Annotated in this window: 16 protein-coding genes and 1 pseudogene; 12 read left to right on the top strand and 5 right to left on the bottom strand. The window is 70.8% G+C overall.

Features of this window, described 5'->3' with window-relative positions:
• Nucleotides 1–231 precede the first annotated feature (231 nt).
• Complete coding sequence (locus IEY70_RS19790; protein ID WP_189066751.1) at nt 232–1,956, top strand: S8 family serine peptidase; 1,725 nt, start codon at nt 232–234, stop codon at nt 1,954–1,956.
• A 51-nt stretch (nt 1,957–2,007) separates the two neighbouring features.
• Here the strand turns inward: IEY70_RS19790 and IEY70_RS19785 are convergent, their stop codons facing one another.
• Both IEY70_RS19785 and IEY70_RS19780 read right to left on the bottom strand, forming a co-directional pair.
• A complete protein-coding gene (locus IEY70_RS19785; RefSeq protein ID WP_189066750.1) occupies nt 2,008–3,357 on the bottom strand; it encodes a phytoene desaturase family protein in 1,350 nt (449 codons plus the stop codon).
• A gap of 1 nt (nt 3,358) precedes the next feature.
• Complete coding sequence (locus IEY70_RS19780; RefSeq protein WP_189066749.1) at nt 3,359–4,249, bottom strand: UbiA family prenyltransferase; 891 nt, start codon at nt 4,247–4,249, stop codon at nt 3,359–3,361.
• A gap of 121 nt (nt 4,250–4,370) precedes the next feature.
• Here IEY70_RS19780 and IEY70_RS19775 point away from each other — a divergent pair, with 121 nt between their 5' ends.
• Both IEY70_RS19775 and IEY70_RS19770 read left to right on the top strand, forming a co-directional pair.
• A complete protein-coding gene (locus IEY70_RS19775) occupies nt 4,371–5,381 on the top strand; it encodes a MerR family transcriptional regulator (protein WP_189066748.1) in 1,011 nt (336 codons plus the stop codon).
• Entirely contained in the window at nt 5,378–6,259 is an 882-nt protein-coding gene (locus IEY70_RS19770) for a complex I NDUFA9 subunit family protein (RefSeq protein WP_189066747.1), read from the top strand. Before IEY70_RS19775 ends, IEY70_RS19770 begins: the two co-directional genes overlap by 4 nt.
• A 169-nt stretch (nt 6,260–6,428) precedes the next feature.
• Here the strand turns inward: IEY70_RS19770 and IEY70_RS19765 are convergent, their stop codons facing one another.
• Both IEY70_RS19765 and IEY70_RS19760 read right to left on the bottom strand, forming a co-directional pair.
• Nucleotides 6,429–6,968, bottom strand: a complete 540-nt coding sequence (locus IEY70_RS19765; RefSeq protein ID WP_189066746.1) for a phosphoribosyltransferase family protein — start codon at nt 6,966–6,968, stop codon at nt 6,429–6,431.
• Nucleotides 6,969–7,263: 295 nt separating this feature from the next.
• Nucleotides 7,264–7,812 (bottom strand): phosphoribosyltransferase family protein, encoded by a 549-nt coding sequence (locus IEY70_RS19760; RefSeq protein WP_189066745.1) that lies wholly within the window; start codon nt 7,810–7,812, stop codon nt 7,264–7,266.
• A 75-nt stretch (nt 7,813–7,887) separates the two neighbouring features.
• On the opposite strand from IEY70_RS19760, the gene IEY70_RS21170 reads away from it, so the two are divergent.
• The gene (locus IEY70_RS21170; protein ID WP_229778103.1) at nt 7,888–8,895 is read left to right on the top strand and encodes an excalibur calcium-binding domain-containing protein; all 1,008 of its coding nucleotides are present in this window, start codon (nt 7,888–7,890) and stop codon (nt 8,893–8,895) included.
• Between the two features lie 167 nt (nt 8,896–9,062).
• Here IEY70_RS21170 and IEY70_RS19750 read toward each other — a convergent pair whose 3' ends face one another.
• A complete protein-coding gene (locus IEY70_RS19750) occupies nt 9,063–10,499 on the bottom strand; it encodes a YdgA family protein (protein ID WP_189066744.1) in 1,437 nt (478 codons plus the stop codon).
• A 370-nt stretch (nt 10,500–10,869) separates the two neighbouring features.
• Here IEY70_RS19750 and IEY70_RS19745 point away from each other — a divergent pair, with 370 nt between their 5' ends.
• The 8 genes and pseudogenes from IEY70_RS19745 (at nt 10,870) to IEY70_RS19710 (ending at nt 18,121) form a co-directional block, all read left to right on the top strand.
• Nucleotides 10,870–11,322, top strand: coding sequence for a DUF4395 domain-containing protein (locus tag IEY70_RS19745; RefSeq protein ID WP_189066743.1), 453 nt, complete (start codon nt 10,870–10,872; stop codon nt 11,320–11,322).
• Nucleotides 11,323–11,395: 73 nt separating this feature from the next.
• Nucleotides 11,396–12,967 (top strand): nitrite/sulfite reductase, encoded by a 1,572-nt coding sequence (locus IEY70_RS19740; RefSeq protein WP_189066742.1) that lies wholly within the window; start codon nt 11,396–11,398, stop codon nt 12,965–12,967.
• A pseudogene (cysC, locus tag IEY70_RS19735) lies at nt 12,916–13,500 on the top strand (adenylyl-sulfate kinase); the annotation flags it as partial. The gene IEY70_RS19740 and the pseudogene cysC, both read left to right, overlap by 52 nt.
• A complete protein-coding gene (locus tag IEY70_RS19730) occupies nt 13,497–14,180 on the top strand; it encodes a phosphoadenylyl-sulfate reductase (protein WP_189066740.1) in 684 nt (227 codons plus the stop codon). The pseudogene cysC and the gene IEY70_RS19730, both read left to right, overlap by 4 nt.
• Before the next feature lie 100 nt (nt 14,181–14,280).
• Complete coding sequence (gene sat / locus IEY70_RS19725) at nt 14,281–15,447, top strand: sulfate adenylyltransferase (protein ID WP_229778102.1); 1,167 nt, start codon at nt 14,281–14,283, stop codon at nt 15,445–15,447.
• 110 nt (nt 15,448–15,557) lie between these two features.
• Nucleotides 15,558–16,508 carry an ABC transporter substrate-binding protein gene (locus IEY70_RS19720; RefSeq protein ID WP_189066739.1) on the top strand — a complete coding sequence of 317 codons (951 nt, stop codon included), beginning with the start codon at nt 15,558–15,560 and terminating at the stop codon, nt 16,506–16,508.
• 18 nt (nt 16,509–16,526) lie between these two features.
• Nucleotides 16,527–17,363, top strand: coding sequence for an ABC transporter permease (locus tag IEY70_RS19715; protein WP_189066738.1), 837 nt, complete (start codon nt 16,527–16,529; stop codon nt 17,361–17,363).
• Nucleotides 17,360–18,121, top strand: coding sequence for an ABC transporter ATP-binding protein (locus tag IEY70_RS19710; protein WP_189066737.1), 762 nt, complete (start codon nt 17,360–17,362; stop codon nt 18,119–18,121). Before IEY70_RS19715 ends, IEY70_RS19710 begins: the two co-directional genes overlap by 4 nt.
• Nucleotides 18,122–18,429 lie beyond the last annotated feature (308 nt).

Genomic DNA, 18,429 nt, shown 5'->3' with positions numbered 1-18,429 from the left:
CTCAAAACATCTTTGGGTGGTTCCGGCACGCCCATCCATCGGCATTCTTATGACAAACGCTCTAGGCATGCGGTTCATTAGGGTGGCGCCGCGCACTAACATCCCCCTCAACTTCATCACACCAAGCGAAGCTCACCGTCCGTCCTGACCCTGCCCCGGCAGCGCCAGCACCTGCTTTTCACCGTTTCGGCACCGTACCGCAAGCGGCCCTGCGCCGTACCTGGAGACCCCATGAAGCACACCCGCTCTATCCTGGCCGCCACCCTCGCCCTGAGCCTCGCTGCCTGCGGACAGCCGACGGTCACGCCCGCCACCCCCGAGACCAGCGCCCCCACCGACGCGGTCACAGGTGCGTACCTCGTGGGCTTCAGGCAGGGTAACCTCAGCACGCAGAGCGTGACGGAACAGGCCGCCGTGCAGGCCCAGGCCATCGCCGCGGCGGGCGGGATCATGACCAGCCAGTGGGTGGACATCAGCGCCGCCGCCGTGAAACTCGACGCCGCCGCGCTGGCCAGACTGAAGGCCAACCCCAGCGTCGAGTACGTCGAACCCGACTACGTCCGCACCGCGCAGGGCTTCAGGAGCGGCGTCACCGACCGCAAGGTCAGCAGCGGCCTGAGCGCCCAGGGCCTCACCACGCAGGCGCTGTACGCCCCCAGCGGCGAGTTCACCTGGGGTGACAATGCCCTGCGCGTCCAGAACCTCCGTGCGGGCGGCTACACCGGCACGGGCGTCGCCGTGTGCGTCGGCGACACCGGCATCGACGGCAACCACCCCGAATTCGCCCGGAAACTCAAGGGGTTCAAGAACTTCGTCACCACCGAAGCCAACCGCAACGACCCCTACGCCCTGAACGACGTGTCCCACCACGGCACGCACGTGTCCGGCACGATCTTCGCGCAGCTCGGCGCGGGCACCGGCGCCAGCGGTACCCTGAGCGGCATGGACGCGGGCGGCGTCGTGGGCGTGGCAACGGGCGTGAACCTGTACATGGCCCGCGTGCTGGGCAACACCGGCTCGGGCAGCAGCAGCGGCATCATCAACGGCGTGAACTGGTGCGCCGCGCAGCTCAAGAGCCAGGGCGGCACCGAGGACAAGGTCGTCATCAGCCTCTCGCTGGGCGGCGGCAGCAAGAGCCGCACCGAGCAGCGCGCCTACACCAGCGTCTGGCAGAAGGGCGCCCTGACCATCGCCGCGACCGGCAACGACGGCGCCGCCGTCTCCTACCCCGCCGCGTACACCGAGGTGGTCGGGATCGGCGCCGTGGACAGCAACCTCGCCAAGGCGGACTTCAGCAACTTCGGCACGCAGGTGGATCTGGTCGGCCCCGGCGTGGACGTGATCAGCACCGTGCCGCTGGGGCAGGGCACCCGCGCCAGCGCCTCGGGCGGCGGCGTGACCTTCACGGACGTGCAGGCTGCCGACCTGACCGGCAAGGGCAGCTTCACCGGCACCATCGTCGCGGCGGGCGGCACGAACAACGAACTGTGCGGCGTCGGCACCCGCAACGCCGCCCTGGCCGGAAACATCGCCCTGATCAGCCGCGGCACCTGCTCCTTCGAAGAGAAGACCGCCAACGCCGTCGCCAGCGGGGCCAGGGGCGTCATGATCTACAACAACGCCGCAGGCGCCCTGGGCATGACCCTCACCAACGCCTACACCGTGCCCGTCGTCGGCATCCTCCAGGCGGACGGCCAGGCCCTGCTGACCAAGCTGCCCACCACCGGCACCGCCGCCGTCACCAGCGCCGACTACGAGTCCTACAACGGCACCAGCATGGCCACCCCCCACGTCAGCGCCGCCGCCGCCGTCGTCTGGGCCGCCAAGCCCACCCTGACGAACGCCCAGCTGCTCAGCCTGCTGACCAGCACCGCCAAAGACCTGGGTACGGCCGGGAAGGACAACAACTTCGGGTACGGTCTGGTCGACCCCCTGAAAGCCATCACCGGCCAGTAAACCCACTCGCGCACCCGGCACCCCTTCCACACGGAGGGGGCGCTGTTCTTGCTACCAGCCCGCCTCGCGCAGCAGGCGGTCCACGATCAACGTGCCGCCCAGGATGGCGGGAATGCCGCCGCCGGGGTGGACGCCGGTCCCGACCTGCCAGAGCGTGGGGGTCAGGCGGTATGGCTGGGGGTGCAGCGGGCCGCCGCGCCAGGCGGGCAGGGCCGCGCCGTAGATCGCGCCGCCCGGATGGCCGCCCCGCGCGTAGTGGGCGGGCGTCAGGGTGACGGTATCCAGGGCGGAGTCCAGCAGGCCGGGCACGTTCAGGGTGCGTTCCGCGCGCCGTAGCTGCCCCCGGACCCAGGGGTGGTCGGCGGTCAGGGGGCGGCCGGTGGGGGGTGCGGTCAGCAGGACGGCGAGGCGCGGGCCGTCTGCGTGCACGAGCGCCAGCGTGGTGTGCGGGAGTGCCCCGGCGCGCAGCGCGGCCCGGAAGTCCCGGAAGCTGTCGGGCGGGATGACGCTGGTGGCGGGCAGGAGGGCCGGGGCGGGCAGCGCGGCGTACAGGGCGACCCCACTGACGGTCCGGGGGCCGGGTCTGACCGGCTGGCCGCGCAGCCGGGCGAGGCGGGCGGGGTCGGTGGCGCTGACGGTCAGGTCGTGGCGGCGGACCTCTCCCCCGTTCAGGGTCAGGGTGGTGCCGGTCAGGGTGTGGACGCCCGCGCCCTCGCGGAGGGTCACGCCGCGCGCCTCGCAGAAGCGGCGCAGGGTGTCCAGCAGTGCGCCCATGCCCTGGGCGGGCCGGGACACGTCCGCGCCGACCAGCGCGGGAATCAGGGCGTACAGGGGCGGGGCGTCGGCGGGGCTGAGGCCCGCGTTCAGGGCGTGGGTGGCCAGCGCGTGTTCCAGCGCGGGCGGCAGGTGGTGGGCGCGCAACCACGCGGCGGCGCTGGCGTGCGGGCCGGTCACGCGCAGCAGCGCCGCCGACGCCCGCAGGAACGCCGGGTCGCTCAGGCGCGGCGGGGTGGTGAGCAGGGTGGTCAGGTGCGCCCGCAGGGGTTCGGCCGCCTGCACGTACCGCTGCCAGTGCGGGTACAGCGGGTGCTGGGGCGGTACGGGCAGCGGCACCGGGCCGTGCGGGGTGTGGTGCACGCCCAGCGCGCCGGGCAGCGGGCGAAGGTCCAGCGGGTCGGGTTCGTGCAGGCGGTTCAGGACGGCGCGCCACACGTCCGGGAAGGTGAAGAGGCTGGGGCCGGTGTCGAACCTCAGGCCGCCCGCCTCCTCGCGGCGCAGCTTGCCGCCCGCGCGGTCCTGTTCGTACACGGTGACGGCGTGGCCACGCCCGGCCAGCAGCGCGGCCAGGGTCAGTCCGGCGATTCCGCCTCCCACGACGCCCACGCTGCGGGCGCGGTTCACGTTACAGGCCGGTCCACTGGCCGCGTGCCAGCAGGGCCACGAGCTGCACCCCGGCGACCGCGCCGACGATCCAGGGAGTGACGATGCTCAGGGGGTACAGGCGCGCGGCCTGTTCGGGGGTGGGGCGCAGCAGGAGGCGCAGGGCCATGCCGCCGCAGGTGAGCAGCAAGGCCAGCGCGGTCAGGTTCGATACCGGCAGCAGCAGCGCCGCCGCGAGGACAAACCACGCCAGGGCGTAGGCGGCCGTGCCGCGCGCGCCGAGGGTGGTGGCGACGGTGCGGGTTCCGGCGGCGCGGTCGGCGGGGATGTCCTGCGCGGCGTCGAAGGCGTGCTTCCCGACCGAGTAGCTCATGAGGGCCAGCAGCGGCCACCACGGCACCGGGCTGCCCAGAGCCAGCGCGGGCAGCGCCAGCGGCAGGGCGTACGCGACGTTGCTCAGGCCGTCCAGGAACGGGCGGCCCTTCAGGCGCAGGGGCGGCAGGCTGTACGCCACGAACAGCGCCGCCGAGATCAGCAGCAGGGTCGTGGCGGCCGGGGGCAGCAGCAGCGTCAGCGCCAGCAGCGCGGGCACGTTCAGGAGCAGCGTGGCGCGCAGCAGCGGCCCGCCCTCGGGGAGGGTCAGGCGCGCGCCCTGCCAGCCGCCCTTGCGGGACGAGCGGGCGTCCTCCTCGCGGTCCGACAGGTCGTTCAGGCCGTAGATCAGCAGGTTGAACGGCAGCGTCAGGTACGCCAGCAGGGCCAGCACCCCGGCGTCCAGCGTGTACAGGCGGCCCGAGAGCCACACGCCCGTGACCAGCGTGCCCACGGTGTTCACCCACAGGGCGGGGCGGGACACGGTCAGCAGTCGCCGCAGCGGCAGCAGGGGGGTTCGGGTCTGGGCGGCGCTTCGCATGAACAGGGCATTGTAAGGGGGGTCGGGGGCAGGCAGATGCCCCAGCGGTCCGCCTTGCTGCGCCGCGTTGGGGGCAATGCTTACAACCACGCCCCCCCGCGCCGGGACACAATGAACAGTGATGAAGCCTACCGCTGGCCGGTCTCAGACCGGCATGTTCACCGCCTCGGAAGTCGAGGCGCAGACCGGCGTGCCTGCCACGACCCTGCGGCAGTGGGAACGGCGGTACGGGTTCCCGCACCCGGTCCGGAACGCCAGCGGGTACCGCCTGTACTCGCCGGGCGACGTGGCCGCCATTCAGCACATGCAGGCGCAGTTGCAGTCGGGCGTTCCCGCCAGCCGCGCCGCCGAACTGACCGTGCGGGCCACCGGACTGACGGCCGCGCCGCACGTTCCACCGAACACACCTGCCCTGCCGGACACTCCGTCCGACACCCCGGCGCCGCGCGGCGCGCCGCAGTGGGCCGAGCTGCTGACGGCCGCGCTGCTGGCCTCGGACACCGACCGGGCGGGCGCGGTGCTGGCCGAGGTTCACTCGCAGTTGCCGGTCGAGGATGTCATGACGGCCGTCATCAGCCCCACCATGGTCGAGATCGGGGCGCGCTGGGAGCGCGGGGAGATCACGGTGGCGCACGAGCATCAGGCGACCGCGTACCTGCGCGCCCGCATCGCCGCGCTGATGGACGTGGCGGGCGTGCAGGCGGGCTTCGGGCCGCTGGTCGTGGCGGCCTGCGCGCCCGAGGAACAGCACGAACTGGGCCTGATGATGCTGACCCTGGCGCTGCGCCGCCGGGGCGTGCGCGTGGCGTACCTGGGCGCGAACGTGCCGCTGGGCGACCTGGCCGTGTACGCCCGGCAGCGCGAGGCCCGCGCCGTCCTGCTGGCCCTGAACGGCAGCTGGGCGCTGGACGCCACGCGCGAGCACCTGCGTGACCTGGACGGCCTGGGCATGCCGCTGTTCTACGGGGGCGCGCTGCTGAACGCCGATCCGGCCCTGGCGCGGGAACTCGGCGGGCAGTACGCCGGGCCGGACGCGCCCAGCGCCGCGCAGCACATCGCGGCGGCCCTGCTGGGCGGCCCGGCCACCCCACCGCACTCCCCTGGCCCGCACTCCCCTGGAGGTTCAGAATGAACGTACTCGTCACCGGAGCCAGCGGCTTCGTCGGAAAGGCCGTCGTGGCCGAACTCATCTCGCGCGGACACACCGTCACGGCCGGCAGCCGCTCGGGGGGCGACGTGGGCGGCGCGCGGGGCGTGAAACTGGACGTCACCGATCCCGGCAGCGTGCAGCGCGCCGTGGGTCAGGCGGACCCGCAGGTGGTCGTGCACCTGGTCGGCATCATCGCCGAGAAGGGCGACCAGACCTTCGCCCGCGTGCATGTGGAAGGCACCCGCAACGTCCTGGCGGCCACGCCACGCGGCGCGCGGTACGTGCACATGAGTGCGCTGGGCGCCAGCCTGGACAGCGGCAGCGGGTACTCCAGCAGCAAGGCGCAGGCGGAGGCACTGGTGCGCGGCAGTGGCCTGAACTGGACGGTCTTCCAGCCCAGCCTGATCTTCGGGCCGGGCGACGATTTCTTCGGGCGGGTCCTGCGGGAACTGGTCAGCACGGCGCCGGTCGTGCCGCAGATCGGGGACGGCTCGTTCCCGTTCCGCCCGGTCAGCGTGCAGGACGTCGCGCGGGCGTTCGCTGCCGCCGCCGGGTCCGACCTGGGCAGCGGGCACACGTACGCCCTGACCGGCCCGCAGGAATTCACGTTCCGGGAACTGCTGGAACTCGAACTCGGGGCGCTGGGCAGGAAGAAACCCATCGTGCCGGTACCGCTCTTCCTGATGAACCTCGCCGTGCCGCTGATGCAGGTGCTGCCCAGCCCGCCCATCACGCGCGACCAGTACGCCATGCTGAAAGAAGGCAACACCGCCCCCAACGAACCGGCCCGCACCGTGTTCGACCTGCCCATGCGCCGCCTGCCGGACGACCTGCCCGGCCTGCTGAGCAGCAAGAACTAAGTACACTGCGTTTATCTTTTAGATAAACCGCGCGGAGCGCGTAGCAGAGGAAGTACGTTGAAGCGGGAATGGAGAGATTCCGGCGCTTTCCCAGACTCTCGCAATGTTAGCTTCAATGTACTTAGCCGCGCAGGGGTGCCCACAGTGGTCGGCACCCCTGCGCGCGCCGTTACAGGTTGGTCGGCAGGTCCTGAAGGGCCGTGACAGTCATGGGCGGCGTGCCCCGCCGGAACGCGGCGACATAGCCGGTCACGGTGCCACCGGCGCGTTCCACGAGCCGCGCCAGGGCCTGCGCGGTCCCGCCGGACGCGATCACGTCCTGCACGATGGTCACCTGCTGCCCTTTCAGCCGGGCGGCGTGCGGGCCGTCCAGCCACAGGGTTTCCGTGACGCCCAGGGACATGCTGGGCACCTCCTGAATCAACGGGTCGTGCATGTACGTGCGGCGTTTCTTACGCACGCACACGTACGGAATGCCGCTGCGGTCACTCAGTTCGTGCGTCAGGGGCAGGGCGTTCGTGACGACCGTCAGCAGCACCTGGGTCTGCGGGGGGATCAGGGCCAGCATCTCCTGCGCGGCGGCGTTCGTGAAAGCGCTGTCGCCCATGAATTCCACCAGCGGCACGCGCCCCAGGTTCCCGGCGCGCACGATGGGCAGGTGCCGTTCCAGGCTGCCGACCCGCACGGTCAGTTCATTCGGGTTGTTCATGCGCCCCACCCTATCCCGGCTGTGTGCGCGGCGGTTCAGGTGCGCGCCCCGCCACGCCCGGGCGTTCCACTGGAATGGACGGGCGTGGCAGGTCAGCGGCGAACGGCAACAGAACGTGGCGCAGGACGAATCCCACGCCACACTTCAGGCCGGTCAGGGTCGTACGGACTCCGATTGAATGGCTTATAAAGCCGTTCAATCCGAGCGGAGCGAGTAGGAGTCGAAGCGGGTTCCGGACATGGAGTTAACAGATCGGTGGGGTTCCGATCTGTTAACGAAATAAACGGAATCCGTATCAGTCCTTGCTGCCCTCACCCTCGAACAGCGGCAGGTGGCCCAGCGCCGTCACCTCGGGGCGTTCCTGCCCCTCGGTGAACACGGCGACGACCGCGGCGACCTCGCCGCCGACCTCCTCGATGATCTGCCGGATGGAGTGCAGGGTGCCGCCGCTGGACACCACGTCGTCCACGATGGCGACCTTGCGGCCCCTGATCTTCTGCACGTCGAAGCCGTCCAGGACCAGCAGTTGCGGTTTGCCGGTCGTGATGCTGACCACCTCGCGCGCCACGGGGTCCACCATGTACGGCTTCTGCGTCTTGCGGATCACGATGTACGGCTTGCCACTCTCGCGGCTGATGACGTGCGCGAGGCTCAGCGCCTTGACTTCCGGCGTGACCAGCACGTCGATATCGGCGGGCAGCAGGCGGGCCAGTTCACGGCCTGCTTCCTCGGTGACTTCGGTGTCGCCCAGCATGTTGAACAGGGCGACGCTGACGCCAGGAGCGACGGGAACGATGGGAAGGTCGCGGGTCACGGCACCCACTTGAACTTTGAACGTGTTCACTCTGAGCAGTGTAGTACGGACTTCCCTGCCGGGCAGCGGGTCAGGTGGGCGGGCGGGTGGGCTTACAGTGGGACTGTGCCTCCCCTGTTCACGGTCCGGCCGCTGCCTGCCCTGGCCCGGCGTCTGCTGTTCCTGCTGGCGTGCGCCGGGCTGCTGACAGCGCCGCACGCGCGGGCCGCTGCGTCCGCTGCGTTCACCATCGAGCCGCGCCTGCTGGGCCGGACGCTGAATGCCGCGCAGCGGGCCACGGTGCAGGAGGCGGCGGCGCGCGTGTCGGCGCTGATCGCCTCGCCGTTCGTGCCGGTGCGGCTGGACGCGCCCGCCGGGGACTGCGACCAGGGGCTGCCGCGCCTGCGGGAGACCGCGCGGCAGTTCGTGGTGTTCGTGATCGTGAAGAACCTGGAAGACGACCTGTACGCCACTGGCATGCCCTGCGACCTGCGGGACGGGTCGTTCCTGCCCATGTACGGCACCATCGAACTGAACAGTGACGGCCTGAATGACCTGCCGCGCGCGGATCTGCTGGACACCATGATTCACGAGTTCCTGCACACGCTGGGCGTGGGCACGCTGTGGGAAGCCGAGTACCGCGTGTCGGTCAGCGGCGACCCGGACGGCCGGACGTTCGTCAGGCGGGTCGGCAGGCAGCTGTACTACACCGGCCCGCGCGCCCTGGCCGCGTACCGCGCGCTGGGCGGCCGGGAGGTGGGCGTGCCGCTCGACCCGGACGCCGGGCACTGGGCCGGAGACGCGGTGTGCAGCGAGATCCTGTCCGGCAGCGCCGGGGAGTTCACGGGGCGGGTCAATCCGGTCAGTCCGCTGACGCTGGGCGCGCTGGAGGACCTGGGGTACCGCGTGAACCGCGCGGCGGGCGCGCCGTTCCGGTTGCCGACGGGCCGCAGCTGCGCCACGCAGGTCACGCCGAAACCCGGCGCGCCGCAGGCCCGGCCGCCTGCCGGGTTCAGCAGTTGCGCCGCGGCCCGCGCGGCCGGTGCGACCCTGCCGCTGCGGCGCGGCCAGCCGGGGTACCGGCCCGAGCTGGACGGCGACCGCGACGGTCTGGCCTGCGAGAACCGGCCCTGAAGGCCAGCTCTGCGCGGGGGCGTGCGGTCGTACGGACGGCCGTCTGCTTCGCTGGTAATCCGCCCCCATACCGCCCCTGCCAGCTCCACGTCCGGAGGGGCACTTGCCCTCCCACTCGCATCCGCTCGGGTTGAATGCCTTCGCAAGCCATTCAACCCGAGTCCGTATCACTCCAGCGGCTGGCCGTTCAGGGTGGCGCGGCCCTGGTCGAGGCGCAGGTCGAGGCTCAGCTGGTCGCCGCTGCGGGTCAGGTACCCGGCGCTGATCAGGGTGTCGGGATCGACCAGTCCGGCGAGCGGGCCGAGGGTGCCGAGCAGGTCGTTCAGGGCGGCCTGGGTGGCGCTGAGGTTCAGGCGCAGATCGGCCAGCGGGAGCAGCGTGTCGGGCTGGTCGGGCAGCCGCTGAAGGTCCGGGTCACTCAGGCGGGCCGCGCCGGGCAGGGAGAACTGGCCGGTCAGGGTGACGTTCCCGCCGGGCTGCGTGACGTTCAGGCGCTCCAGGCGGAGGACCGGGTTTTCTTTCAGCAGGGCCAGCAGGTCGGCGCGGGCCTGCGTCTGCTGCTCGGGGCTGAGGGCCGCGAGGGGGTCTGCGGGGTCGGGACTGCCCGGCGCGTCCGATTGACTGTCGTCCGGCTGACCGTCGTCCGGCTGGGCTTCGTTCAGCAGGGTTGCGAGGCGGGCGAGCGGTTCGCGCGCCAGGTGTCCGAGGCTCAGGTGCAGTTGCAGGTCGCGCAGGGCCGCGCCGTCCGGGCCGGGCAGGGTAAGCGTGCCGACGTCGTACTTCACGGCGCTGTTCAGGTAGCCGTCCTGCGCGGTGGTGTCGGCGCTGATGGTCAGGCCGGTCATGTTCATGGAGTCGGTGCCCGCATCGAGGCCCGCGCTGTCCAGGGTCAGGGTGACGCGGCCCAGCCCGATGGGGTCGTCGGGACCGTCACGGCGGTTCTCGCCGGTCAGGGTGACGCGGCCGACGGTGCCGCTGGTCGGTGTGCCGTCGCCGGGGTCGCGGACGGTCAGGCCGGGCCAGCTGAGGTTCAGGCGGGTGTCGTTGCCCTGCACGTCCACGGTGCCGTCCAGGGGCTGCCAGTTCACGGTGGTGCCCTGCTCGGTGACGGTGCCGCCCGGAACGTCCACGCGGCTGTGGGTGTCTCCGGCGAGTCCGATGGCGGTCACGATCCGGGGCTGGCGGGTGGGGAACGCGCGGGCGTACGCGGCCTGCGTCTGCGGGTCCCCGGGGCGGAAGGTGGTGGTGACGGTGGCCTGCCCGACGCCGCTGAAGGCGGGCAGCGGGCCGTGCTGGATGTCGTTCGTGACGAGCAGTTCCTGCGGGGCGCCGTCGGTGCCGGGCAGCCTGAGCCGCAGCACCTGCGTGCTGTGCGTGAAGCCGCGCGCGTACGACACCTGTTCGACCTGCGCGCCCGAGGCGGCGGCACTGGCGCGCAGCCGGTCAGTCAGGTCGGTGGTCAGCGTCTGGGCGCGGCTGGAGAACACGGCCGTCGCGCCGGCGTACGCGCCCACCAGCAGCAGGGCGCCGAGGGCGGCGGCGGCCAGCGGGCGGGCCGGACGGCGAATCGGGGTGGGGCTGTTCGGCGGGATCGGGTCGGTCATGGGGTCTCCTGCTGGGCCGGGGGTGTATGGAAACGGAATCCGTATGATCGGGTTCCGTTTATTTCGTTAACAGATCGGAACACCACCGATCTGTCAACTCCATGTCCGGAACCCGCTTCGACTCATACTCGCTCTGCTCGGATTGAACGGCTTTGTAAGCCATTCAATCGGAGTCCGTATGAGTGCCCTGGCAGGCTAGCGGGCGGGCCGGGCGGGCGTTGCCGCAGGTGCGCTTGACAGCCGGTCAGCTGTGTCGGGGTGTGCTGGACGGGTCCGGCGGGACGGTGTGGACTGCGTGAAGGGTGGGTCCGGGCACCTGTCTGGATAGTTGACTTGTTTTGTACGCCATAAAGGTTTACCTTTTTTGTCAATGATTGCTTCCGCCCCCACCCGACAGCCTGCCCGCACGGACCTCAGCGCCCTGAAGTTCAACCAGCTGGCCGTGGTCTTCGTGACGCTGCTGGCCGTGATCCTGACCCTCCCGGCCCTGACGCTGATCCTGGGCGCCGCCATGCTGCTGGGCGCTGTGCTCCCAGACGTCTCCCCCATGCGCGCCGCGTACCGCCTGCTGGGCCGCAGTCTGGGCCTGAGCCCCGAGATCGTCGAGGAGGACCCCCGCGCGCATCACTTCGCGCAGGGCGTGGGCGGCACCTTCCTGCTGGCCTCCGCCGCGTTCACCCTGGCTGGCCTGCCGGTCGTGGGGGCGCTGCTGGGCGTGGTCGTGATCGCGCTGGCCGTCCTGAACCTGACCGAGAAGATCTGCGTGGGCTGCATCATGTACTTCCAGTACCGTCGCCTGCGCTACGCGCTGCTGCGCCGCTGATCTCCCTTCACCCCGAACCCCTGCACGCCCCGCGCGACATACCGCGACATACCGCGCCATAAAAGGACCGACCATGAGTGACATCGAAGCCCTGAAGAAAGCCGTTCCGCCCTTCCAGATTTTCGACCTGATCCCCCAGTACGCCGAGCAGGGCTTCATCGACCCCGAACGGATCGACCTGCTCAAGTGGGCCGGGGTGTACCCGCAGCGCCCGCAGGAGGACGGCTTCCTGATGATGCGCGTCCGCGTGCCCGCCGCTGAGTTCAGCTCCGCGACGATGCGCGAGGTGGCGAACATCGCCGAGGAGTACGGCCGGGGCTTCCTGGACGTCACGGACCGTCAGGCGTTCCAGTTCCACTGGCTGACCATCCAGGACATCCCGCGCATCTTCGAGCGGCTGGAACCGCTGGGCCTGCACCCCAAGGGGGCCTGCGGCGACACCGTGCGCGCCGTGATCGCCAGCCCCCTGGCCGGCCTGGACGCCCGCGAGATCATCGACGTGCGCCCCCTGGCCCACGCCATGGAAGGCACCCTGACCGGCAACCCCGACTTCCAGGACCTGCCGCGCAAGTTCAAGATGAGCATCACGGCGGTGCCGGAACTGGAAGGTATCCACATGATCAACGACATCGGCTTCCTCGCGCACCGCGTGAACGGTGAGGTCGGCTTCGACGTGTGGGTAGGCGGCGGCCTGGGCGCCGTGGCGCACCTGTCCAGGCGGCTGGGCGTGTTCATCCGCCCCGAGGAGGTCGTGGAGGTCGGGCAGGCCATCACCGCCGCGTACCGCGACCACGGCTACCGCCAGAACCGCAAGAAGAGCCGCCTGAAGTTCCTGATCAAGGACCTGGGCGTCGAGAAGTTCCGCGAGATCGTCGAGAACGACTACCTGGGCCGCAAGCTCACGGACGGCCCCGCCGCGCCGACCGCACGCTTCGGCGGGAACGACGTGCTGGGCGTGAACCCGCAGGCGGACGGCCTGAACTACGTGGTCGTGGCGACCACTGTGGGCCGCATCGACCCCACCAAGGCCCGCGCGCTGGCCGATCTGGCCGACCGCTACGGCAAGGGCGTGCTGCGCACCACCGCGTTCCAGAACATGGTGATCCCCCACGTCGCCACCGAGGACGTTGAGGCCCTGAGTGCCGAACTGGCCGCCATCGAACTCGCGCCGAAGGCGACCATCCGGGGTACGACCATCGCCTGCACCGGCAACCAGTTCTGCCGCCTCGCGCTGACCGAGACCAAGGCCCGCACCGCCGATCTGGTCGATCACCTCGAACCGCTGACGCTGGCGATGGACGTGCCGTTCACGATCAACCTGACCGGGTGCAGCAACGCCTGCACGCGCTACCAGGTGGCCGACCTGGGCTTCATGGGTGCGAACAAGACCGACAAGGACGGCACCGTGCACGAGGTCTTCAACGTGCACCTGGCCGGAAGCATCGGGCAGGCGCAGCGGACCGGCACGAAACTGAAGGGCGCGGTGCCTGCCGAACGCCTGAACGAGTACGCGGCGGCCGTGCTGGCCGAGTTCCAGGCGAACAAGCAGCCGGGCGAGAGCTTCGTGGAGTACGCGGACCGCACCGGGCACGAGCACTTCGCGCCGGACGCCGTGCTGGGCGCGCGCGAGGCGGTCACCGCATGACCGCCGTGGCCGAGCAGGCCGTCGGGACGGGCCGCGTGGTGTGGCTGACCGGCCTCAGCGGCGCCGGAAAAAGCACCCTGGCGAGTGCCCTGCACGAGGAACTCCTGGCGCGTGGCGTGGCCGTGGAACTGCTGGACGGCGACGCGGTGCGCGAGAACCTCAGCAAGGGCCTGGGCTTCTCGAAGGCGGACCGGGACACGAACGTGCGCCGCATCGGCTTCGTGGCGGGCCTGCTCGCCAAGCACGGCGTGACGGTCCTGGTCAGCGCGATCAGCCCCTACGCCGACACCCGCCGCGAGGTGCTGTCCGGCCTTCCGAACGCGCTGGAGGTCTTCGTGGATGCCCCGCTGGACGTCGTGACGGCGCGGGACGTGAAGGGCCTGTACCTGAAGGCCATCGCCGGGGAGATCCCGCACTTCACCGGGGTCAGCGACCCCTACGAGGCCCCGGAGAATCCGGATCTGCACCTGCGCACCGACCGCATCAGCGTCGAGGACGGCGTGCGGCAACTGCTGGAGGCCCTGAAGGTATGACGATCCTCTCGCCCCGACCCGACTTCGCGCCGGACACTGATCCGCTGGACGTGATCCGCTGGACGCTTGAAACGCACGGTGACGTGCTGATGCCCAGCGCGTTCAACCTGAACGGCGTGGTGCTGCTCGATCTGGCCGTGAAGGCCGGGTACCGGGGCGAGGTGGTGTTCGTGGACACCGGGTACCACTTCCCCGAGACGCTGGCGACCCGTGACCGGCTGGCCGCCCGCTACCCGGAACTGACGTTCGTGACCCTGAACGACGGCGCGACCCCCGAGGACGGGCAGACCGACCCGGCGCTGTACGCCAGCGACCCGGACGCCTGCTGCGCGGTGCGGAAGGTCGCGCCCCTCCAGGCGTACCTGCGCCGGAAGGCCCCGTCGGCGCTGCTGAACGCCCGCAGCCGCGATCAGGCGAGCACCCGCGCGGACATTCCGTTCGTCGAGGACGGCGCGCGCGTGAAGGTGAACCCGCTGGCCCACTGGACGCGCGAGAGGCTGGAAACCTACGCGCGCGAGCAGGACCTGCCGGTGAACCCGCTGTACTGGGATGGCTTCCTGAGCGTCGGCTGCTGGACCTGCACGCGCGCCGTGCGTCCCGGCGAGGACGCCCGCGCGGGCCGCTGGGCCGGGAAGGGCAAGACCGAGTGCGGCCTGTGGGCCGGGGAGAACAGGCTGTGACGCGCCGCTGTTGACGCCCGAGCACCTGCACCGCCGCCTGAATCCTGAGCGGCTTTTCCTGCCCCGAATAGTTGAGTCTTTTCATCAAGAGGTCCGACCCATGACGATCCTGCTCCCCACCACCTCCACCCTCCCCAGCCCCCTCGGCGGCACCCTGGTCAACGGCGTGCGCCGCGCCGGACACGACTTCGACCCGGCGGAACTCGCCGCGCTGCCGCGCCTGAGCATCAGCGAGCGCACCCTGGCCGACCTGGAGATGCTCGCCACCGGCGCGTACTCCCCCCTGACCGGCTTCGTGGGGGAAGCGGACTACCTCTCGGTCATCGAGCGGCTGCGTCTCGCGGACGGCACGCCCTGGAGCATCCCGATCACGCTGCCCGTGGGCGCCGAGCACGCCGGGCTGCGCGGGCGCGTGGTCCTGAGCTTCGAGGGTCAGGACGTCGGCTGGGTGGACGTGCAGGAGGCCTTCGCGGCCCGCAAGGCCTGGGAGGCGCGCGAGGTGTACCGCACCGAGGACGAGACGCATCCCGGCGTGGCGGCGCTGTACGCGCAGGGTGACTTCAACCTGGCCGGGCCGGTCGCGCTGTTCGAGATTCCCCGTGGGCACTTCCCCCGCCACCACCGCACGCCGGCCGAGGTGCGCGAGGTGATCGAGGCGCGCGGCTGGCGCTCCACGGTGGCGTTCCAGACCCGCAACCCCATCCACCGCGCGCACGAGTACCTGCAGAAGGTCGCGCTGGAACTCGTGGACGGGCTGCTGCTGCACCCACTGGTCGGGACCACCAAGGGCGACGACGTGCCCGCCGCCACCCGCGTGCAGGCGTACGAGGTGCTGCTGGAGAAGTACTACCCGCAGGCCCGCACGCTGCTGAGCGTGTACCCGGCCGCCATGCGCTACGCCGGGCCGCGCGAGGCGATCCTGCACGCCCTGTCGCGGCGCAACTACGGCGTGACGCACTTCATCGTGGGCCGCGACCACGCGGGCGTCGGCAGCTACTACGGCACGTACGACGCGCAGGAGATCTTCAGCGCGTACTCGCCCGAGGAACTGGGCATCCAGATCCTGAAGTTCGAGCACACCTTCTACTGCAACTCCTGCGGGCAGCTGGTCAGCCCCCGCACCTGCCCGCACGACGGCTCGCATCACCTCGTGCTGAGCGGCACGAAAGTGCGCGAGAAGCTGCGCGCCGGGGAGAACCTGCCCGCCGAGTTCACCCGGCCCGAGGTGGCCGAGGTGCTCCGCGCCGCGTACGCCGACAAGGCCTGAACTGACCGGTCGGCACACGAACTGAAGGAAACCTGAAGGGACGGCGGGGGCTGTCACATGAGCTGACCCGCCGTCCCCATTGAAATACAGCATCCCACCCTGGAGGGCCCATGACCCGACTGATCAGACCGACCCTGCTGACGCTGACCCTGCTGACCACCGCCGCCGCCCAGGACGCCCAGACCGTGCGCCTGGGCTTCTTCCCCAACCTCACGCACGCGCCGGCCCTGGTGGGCCTGGAGCGCGGCACCTTCCAGAAGGCCCTCGGCAAGGTGAAGCTGGACGCCAGGGAGTTCGTCTCCGGCACCACCCTGACCGAGGCGTTCGCCGCCGGGCAGATCGACATCGCCTATGTGGGGCCGGGACCGGCCATCAACGCGGCCGGGCGCGGCATGCCTGTGCAGTTCCTCGCCGGGGCCAGCGAGGCGGGCGCGGTGCTCGTCGTGCGCAAGGACAGCGGCATCAAGTCCTACAGGGATCTGGGCGGGAAGATCGTCGCGGTGCCCAGCCTGGGGAACACGCAGGACATCAGCCTGCGCCACATCCTGAACGAGAACGGCCTGAAGCCCAGGGCGGACGGCGGGACCGTCACGATCACGCCCATCGCCCCGGCCGACGTGCTGGCCGCCTTCGCCGCCAAACGCGTGGACGCCACGCTGGTCCCGGAACCCTGGGGCGCGGCCCTGGAAGCGCAGGGGCACAAGGTCATCGGCAGTGAGAAGACCGTCTGGCGCGACGGGAAGTACCCCACGACCGTCGTGATCGTGAACGCGAAGTTCGCGCAGGCCAACCCGCAGATCGTCGCCGCGTTCCTGAAGGCTCACACCGAGGCCGTGGCGTTCATCAACCGCTCCCCGGCAGCGGCTCAGACCGCCGTGAACAACCAGTTGCTGAAAGCGACGGGCACGAAACTCGACCCGCGCGTGCTGCAACGGGCCTTCGCGCGGACGCGCTTCACGACCAACCTCGACCTGGCTGCGCTGACCGAGTACGCGAAGCTGAACGTGGAAGCCGGGTACGCCCGCAGCGCGCCGGACCTCGCGCCGTTCATCCGCAAGTGATCCCGTGGAGGACCTGACGTGACGACCCTCTCCCCTGACATTCAACCCACCCGCGCCGCGCGGGGCCAGAGCCGCTGGCAGACCCTGGTCACGCAGCTCGTGGGCCTGATCGTCATCCTGGGCGCGTGGTGGCTGGTCACCGACGTACTCAAACTGTACCCGCCGTACGTGTTCCCCGGCCCGAAAGCCGTGTGGACCGAGATCAGCTACGGCCTGTGGGGCACCGGCCCGCAGGACGGCAAGCTGCTGTCCGCCATCGGCGGAAGCCTGCGCCGCGTCCTGACCGGGTACGTGATCGCCGTGCTGCTGGGCGTCGTCGTGGGCCTGCTGATGGGCGCGTGGCGACCCCTGCGGACCACGCTGGGCGCGTACCTGACCGGCATCCAGAGCGTGCCCAGCATCGCGTTCGTGCCGTTCGCGATCCTGTTCCTGGGCCTGAACGAACGCGCCGTGCTGTTCGTCGTCATCCTGGAAGGCTTCATTCCGGTGGCGCTGGCGGTGTCCGGCGCGCTGCTGAACGTCCCCCCGGCGCTGCGCGTGGCGGGCCGCACGCTGGGCGCGGGCTCGCTGGGCCTGATGCTGCGGGTGCTGCTGCCCGCCAGCGTGCCCAGCATCCTGACCGGGCTGCGCACCGCCTGGAGTTTCTCCTGGCGCGCCCTGGTCGGCGGGGAACTCCTGATCGCCGGAGCGGCCAGCCTGGGTGAACAGCTGGAGATCGGGCGGAACACCGCGAACGTGGCGCTGGTCCTGGCGACGATCATCATCATCGGCGTGATCGGCGGGCTGTTCGACTCGCTGCTGCGCGCCGCCGAGGGCCGCGTCCGCCGTGACTACGGCCTGGAGGTGCCACAATGACCACCACCATGACCCGCGCCGCCCCCGCCCCCCTGGCCGCCGGGCGTGGCGGCGCACCCCTGAACCTGGACGGCGTGACCTACCGCTACCAGGGCCGCCGGGGTCAGCAGGCGGCAGGCGTCGGCCCCCTGAAGCTAGAGGTGCCGGGCGGGGAGTTCCTGTGCGTCGTCGGCCCGTCCGGCAGCGGCAAGAGCACCCTGCTGAGCCTCCTGGCCGGGTTCCTGAAACCCCAGAGCGGACAGATCAGACTGGGCGGCGAGGTCGTGCGCGGCCCGCACCCCCGCCTGACCCTGGTGCAGCAGGAGGCCGCGCTGTTCCCCTGGCTGACCGTCGCCGGGAACGTCGCCTTCGGCCTGCGCGGCGTGCCCCGCGCCGAACGCGACGCCCGCGTGCAGGACGCGCTGCGGCAGGTGGGCCTCGCGGAGTACGGCGCGCGCCGCCCGCACGAACTGAGCGGCGGTCAGCGGCAACGGGTCGCCCTGGCCCGCGCCCTGGCGATCCAGCCGGGCCTGCTGCTGCTCGACGAGCCGTTCAGCGCCCTGGATCACGCAACCCGCACCGCCCTGGCCGACGAACTGCTGGCCCTGTGGTGGCAGCACAGGGTGACGGTCGTGTTCGTCACGCACCAGCTGGAGGAAGCCCTGCACCTGGGTCAGCGGGTCGTGGCGCTGCGGGCCGGTCAGGTGGTCCTGGACGCCCCCGCCAAGAGCGTCAGCCTGGACGACCTGCGCCGCACCCTGGAAGACGAGGGGCCGTAAAGCAGTACAGAGGAGCGAGTGGGGAGTGGGAACAGGCTGACCGGCGGTTCCCACTCCCCGTTTCCTGCGGCGCTGTTCATCAATGGTGCGGACACTGTTCAAGCGCCAGAGGGGAAAAGCATGCAAAACGTCTTCTGTCATGCCATGCCTGCTCACCCCCCTCCCAGCCTCCCCCCTCAAGGGAGAGGGGTCAACACTGGTTGCTTCTCGCTGGTCTGCGCGGAAGTGATGAACCTGTCCGCACTAGAGCATTTGTCATAATAAGGCTATGAAACGAGTCGGCGCACGCGGATACGGGCTAGACCTGA

The organism is Deinococcus seoulensis (genome assembly GCF_014648115.1).
Classification (GTDB): domain Bacteria; phylum Deinococcota; class Deinococci; order Deinococcales; family Deinococcaceae; genus Deinococcus; species Deinococcus seoulensis.
This window is presented reverse-complemented; position numbering and strand designations above follow the sequence as displayed.